Raw genomic sequence first — 4250 nt, 5'->3', positions numbered from 1 at the left:
CGCGACCAGCCCCCACTCACCCGCAGCCGCCAACGAACCCAGTCCCCGAGACCATAGGCGCCCGGCGTAAGCCAGCGCAGCGACGCGGTACCTTCGTGCCCCAGGCAACAGGGAGAGTGGAACCGTGAGCAAGTTCGTGCGGCCGGCAGCCGAAGGTGCGGACCCCTTCGGGACGGCCCGACTGCGGCGCGGGGTGCTGGATGCCTGGGCGACCAGCCCGGCCCGGTTCCGCGAGGACGCCAACGCCGAGGAGGACCTCGTACTCGGCGGCTACCGGGACCGTCTCGTCGTGGAGCTCGCGCAGAACGCCGCCGACGCCGCCGCCCGCGCCAAGGTGCCGGGACGGCTCCGGCTCACCCTCCGGGACGGCGTCCTCGTCGCCGCCAATACCGGCGCCCCGCTGGACGCGGCCGGCGTCGAGTCCCTGTCCACCCTCCGCGCCTCCGCCAAGCGCGAAGGTCACGACCAGGCTGTCGGGCGCTTCGGGGTCGGGTTCGCCGCCGTGCTCGCGGTGACCGACGAGCCCGCCGTCGTCGGGCGGCACGGGGGCATTCGGTGGTCCCTCGCCGAGGCCCGGATGCTCGCCGCCGACACCGCCCGGCACAGCCCCGGCCTGGGCGACGAGATCCGCCGTCGCGACGGGCACGTGCCACTGCTGCGGCTGCCGTTCGCGGCCGAGGGGTCCGCCCCGGAGTCGTACGACACCGTCGTCATCCTGCCGCTGCGCGACGCCGCCGCCGCGGATCTCACCGAGCGGCTGCTGGACGGCGTCGACGACGCGTTGCTCCTCGCGCTGCCCGGGCTCGACGAGGTCGTCATCGAGAACGGGGACCGGCCGACCCGGACGTTGTGGCGGCGGGTCGAGGGGGCGTACGTCGTCGTCGAGGACTCCCGGGACGGGACCACGCGCTGGCGCACAGCCACCGCGCACGGGACCATCGAGCCCGCGCTGCTCGCCGACCGGCCCGTCGAGGAGCGGCTGCGTCCGCGGTGGTCCGTGACATGGGCCGTGCCCAGCGGGGCCGACGGGGCGCCGGTGCGGCCCCGTACCAGCCCCGTGCTGCACGCGCCCACACCGAGTGACGAGGCGCTCGGCGTGCCCGCGCTGCTCATCGCCTCGTTCCCGCTGGACACGACCCGGCGGCACGCCGCGCCCGGACCGCTCACCGACTTCTTGGTGCAGCGGGCGGCGGACGCGTACGCCGGACTCCTCGCCGCCTGGGAACCGGTGGGCGAGGGGATCATCGACCTCGTACCCGGGCCGCTGGGGAAGGGCGAGCTGGACGGGGCGCTGCGGCAGGCGATCCTCGAACGGCTGCCCAGGACCGCCTTCCTGCCGCGCGCCGTCGCGCCCGGGCCCGATGACGAGCTTCCGGAGGCCCTGCGTCCGCGTGACGCCGAGGTCGTCGAGGGGGCCGGGGCCGAGACCGTACGGGTGCTCGCGGACGTGCTGCCCAGCCTTCTGCCCGCCGGGCTCGAACGGCGCGCGGAGTTGCGTACGTTGGGCGTCGCGCGCCTTCCGCTGGGGGACGCGATCGACCGGCTCGCGGGGCTGGAGAAGGCGCCCGACTGGTGGCGTCAGCTGTACGACAGCCTCGCCGGCGTCGACCCGGACCGGCTGTCCGGGTTGCCGGTGCCGCTCGCGGACGGGCGCACCACCATCGGCCCGCGTCAGATCCTGCTCCCCACCGCCGACGGGCCGCAGGCCCCGCCCGAGACCCTGGCCCGTCTCGGTCTGAAGGTCGCCCACCCGGACGCCGCGCATCCGCTCCTGGAGAAGCTGGGCGCCCTGCCCGCGACCCCGCGCGCCGTGCTCACGACCCCGCAGGTACGGGCCGCCGTCGCCGCCTCGCTCGACGACGAGGGGCCGCTCGGCTGGGACGAGGACGCCCCGGACGCCGACGAACTCGCCGACCTCGTCCTCACCCTCGTCCGCGACGCCGGCCTCGAACCGGGCGACGAACCCTGGCTGGGCGCCCTCGCCCTCCCCGACGAGGACGGCGAACCGGCGCCCGCCGGTGAACTCGTCCTCCCCGGCAGCCCCTTCGCCCAGGTCATGCGTGAGGACGAACTCGCCTTCGTGGACGCCGAGTTGGCCGAACGCTGGGGTGAACAGCCGCTGGCCGCCTGCGGAGTCCTCGCCGACTTCGCCCTCGTACGCGCCACCGATGTCGTCCTCGACCCCGACGAACTGGAGCCGCGCGACTCCGACTTCGCCGAGCCCGACGACGCCGGGCTGCTGGACGCCGTGGACGTATGGTGCGAGGACATCCTCGACCGCTTCCCGGACAGCCCCGTACCGCCGGTCGCCACGGAGATCGTCGCCGTCCGCGACCTGGACCTCGTCGACGAGGACCGCTGGCCCCAGGCCCTCGCCCTCCTCGCCCGGCCCCCGCTGCGCGACGCCCTCATCCAGCCCGTACGGCTCCTCCTTCCCGACGGCACCCACGAGGTCGTACGCCCGTACACGGCCTGGTGGCTGCGCGGCCACCCGGTCCTGGACGGCCGCCGCCCGGCGGGTCTGCTGGCCGCGGGCGGGGACCCGCTGCTGCGCGGCCTGTACGACGAGGCCGACGCCACCGGGTTCGACGACGAGCAGGTGCTGCGGGCGCTGGGCGTACGCACCTCGGTGGCGGCGCTGCTGGACGAGCCGGGCGGGGCGGCCGAACTCCTCGACCGCCTGGCCGACCCGGACCGTGAGGTGACCTCCGCTCAACTCCACGGTCTCTATGGCGCGTTGGCCGAGCTGGACCCCGAGCAGGTGACCCTGCCGGACGAGTTGCGGGCGGTGGTGGACGGCGAGGTGGTCGTCGTGGACGCGGCCGACGCCGTCGTCGTCGACTCGCCCGACCTGTTGCCCTTCACCTCCGGTGTGCCGCTGCTGCCCGTACGGCCGTCGCGGGCCGCCGAGTTGGCCGAGCTGTTCCAGGTGCGGCGGCTGAGCGAGTCGGTGACGGGCGAGGTGGACTCCGAGGGCACCGAGCACGACGTACCGGAGTCGGTACGGGTCCTGTTGGGCCCCGCTACCCCGTCCTCCTATGTGGAGCATGAGGAACTGGTCGTCGACGGGGTCGAGTTGGACTGGCGCCGGACGAGGGACGGTGTGGTCCACGCCGCCACCCTGGAGGGCGTCGCCGCCGGTCTCGCCTGGGCGGCGGGCCAGTGGCCGCGGCGCTTCGAGGTGGCGGCCCTGCTCGAAGACCCGTCGCGTACGGAGGAGTTGGCGCGGGATCGCTGGTTCGACTGAACCGGGGTTCTCAAACCATGCGGATGTGATCTGCGCAACATTCGCGAAACCTGTTCACAACTCGTACAACCAATCCCACGCGTCCCGTGTCTGGTCTGGTGAGCCACCCGGCTCTCCAGACACTCGGGTCCCGTGTGACAGCTCTCTGCCGCGGGTCCTCAACCACGTGGGGAAAACATTGCGCAAGCGTGCCACTCTGGGTGCCGTCATCACCGGCGCCCTGGCTCTGACCGCCTTTGCCGCGCCGGCCGCGATGGCCGATGAGAAGGTCGGCAACATCAAGGTCACCAACGTCGTCGTCAACGGCGGCAAGCCCGTCGTCCTCGGCTCGACGGCCAAGAAGACGGTCAAGCTCTCCTTCACCGTCACGGACAACTCCGGTGTGCAGCGTGCCGCCGCGCACCTGTTCCACGGCAAGACCCTCGACACCGCCGACAGCGCGGCCCCGTCCGGCGGCACCTGGATCAAGTGCAAGAAGGTCAGCTCCACGAAGTCGACCTGCTCGGCGAACTACACCTTCGACGCCGGCGGCAACGCCATCAACAAGGTCGCGGGCACCTGGAAGACCTGGCTGCTCGCCCAGGCCAAGGACACCAACTACGTCCTGAAGGAGAACGCCAGGTCCTTCAAGGTGCTGCGTGCCAGCCAGCTCGCGGCCGCCAACGCCGCCCCGGAGCCGGTGGCCAAGGGTGCGACCATCACCATCACCAGCAAGCTGACCCGCGCCAACTGGGACACCGGCGTGAACGGCGCCTTCGGCGGCCAGTCGGTGCAGCTGCAGTTCAAGGCGAAGAACGCCTCCTCCTACAAGACGGTCAAGACGGTCAAGTCGTCCTCCACGGGTGACCTGTCCACCACCGTCAAGGCGGGCGTCGACGGTTCGTACCGCTACGTCTTCGCGGGCACCACGACGACTGCGGCCTCGTCGGCCACGGGCGACTTCATCGACGTGAAGTAAGCCGTCCGAGGGCGCGGGCCCTCAGGCCGGAACCACCGGCACAAA

General features: G+C 72.8%; 2 protein-coding genes. Both read left to right on the top strand.

The genetic code is table 11. The annotated features are described in order from the left end of the window. The first annotated feature begins 124 nt into the window (after nt 1-124). A complete protein-coding gene (locus STRIP9103_RS08975) occupies nt 125-3247 on the top strand; it encodes a sacsin N-terminal ATP-binding-like domain-containing protein (protein WP_009305069.1) in 3123 nt (1040 codons plus the stop codon). A 178-nt stretch (nt 3248-3425) separates the two neighbouring features. Beyond that, the gene (locus STRIP9103_RS08970) at nt 3426-4205 is read left to right on the top strand and encodes a hypothetical protein (RefSeq protein ID WP_009305073.1); all 780 of its coding nucleotides are present in this window, start codon (nt 3426-3428) and stop codon (nt 4203-4205) included. Nucleotides 4206-4250: the final 45 nt, after the last annotated feature.

The organism is Streptomyces ipomoeae 91-03, assembly GCF_000317595.1.
Taxonomy (GTDB): domain Bacteria; phylum Actinomycetota; class Actinomycetes; order Streptomycetales; family Streptomycetaceae; genus Streptomyces; species Streptomyces ipomoeae.
This window is presented reverse-complemented; position numbering and strand designations above follow the sequence as displayed.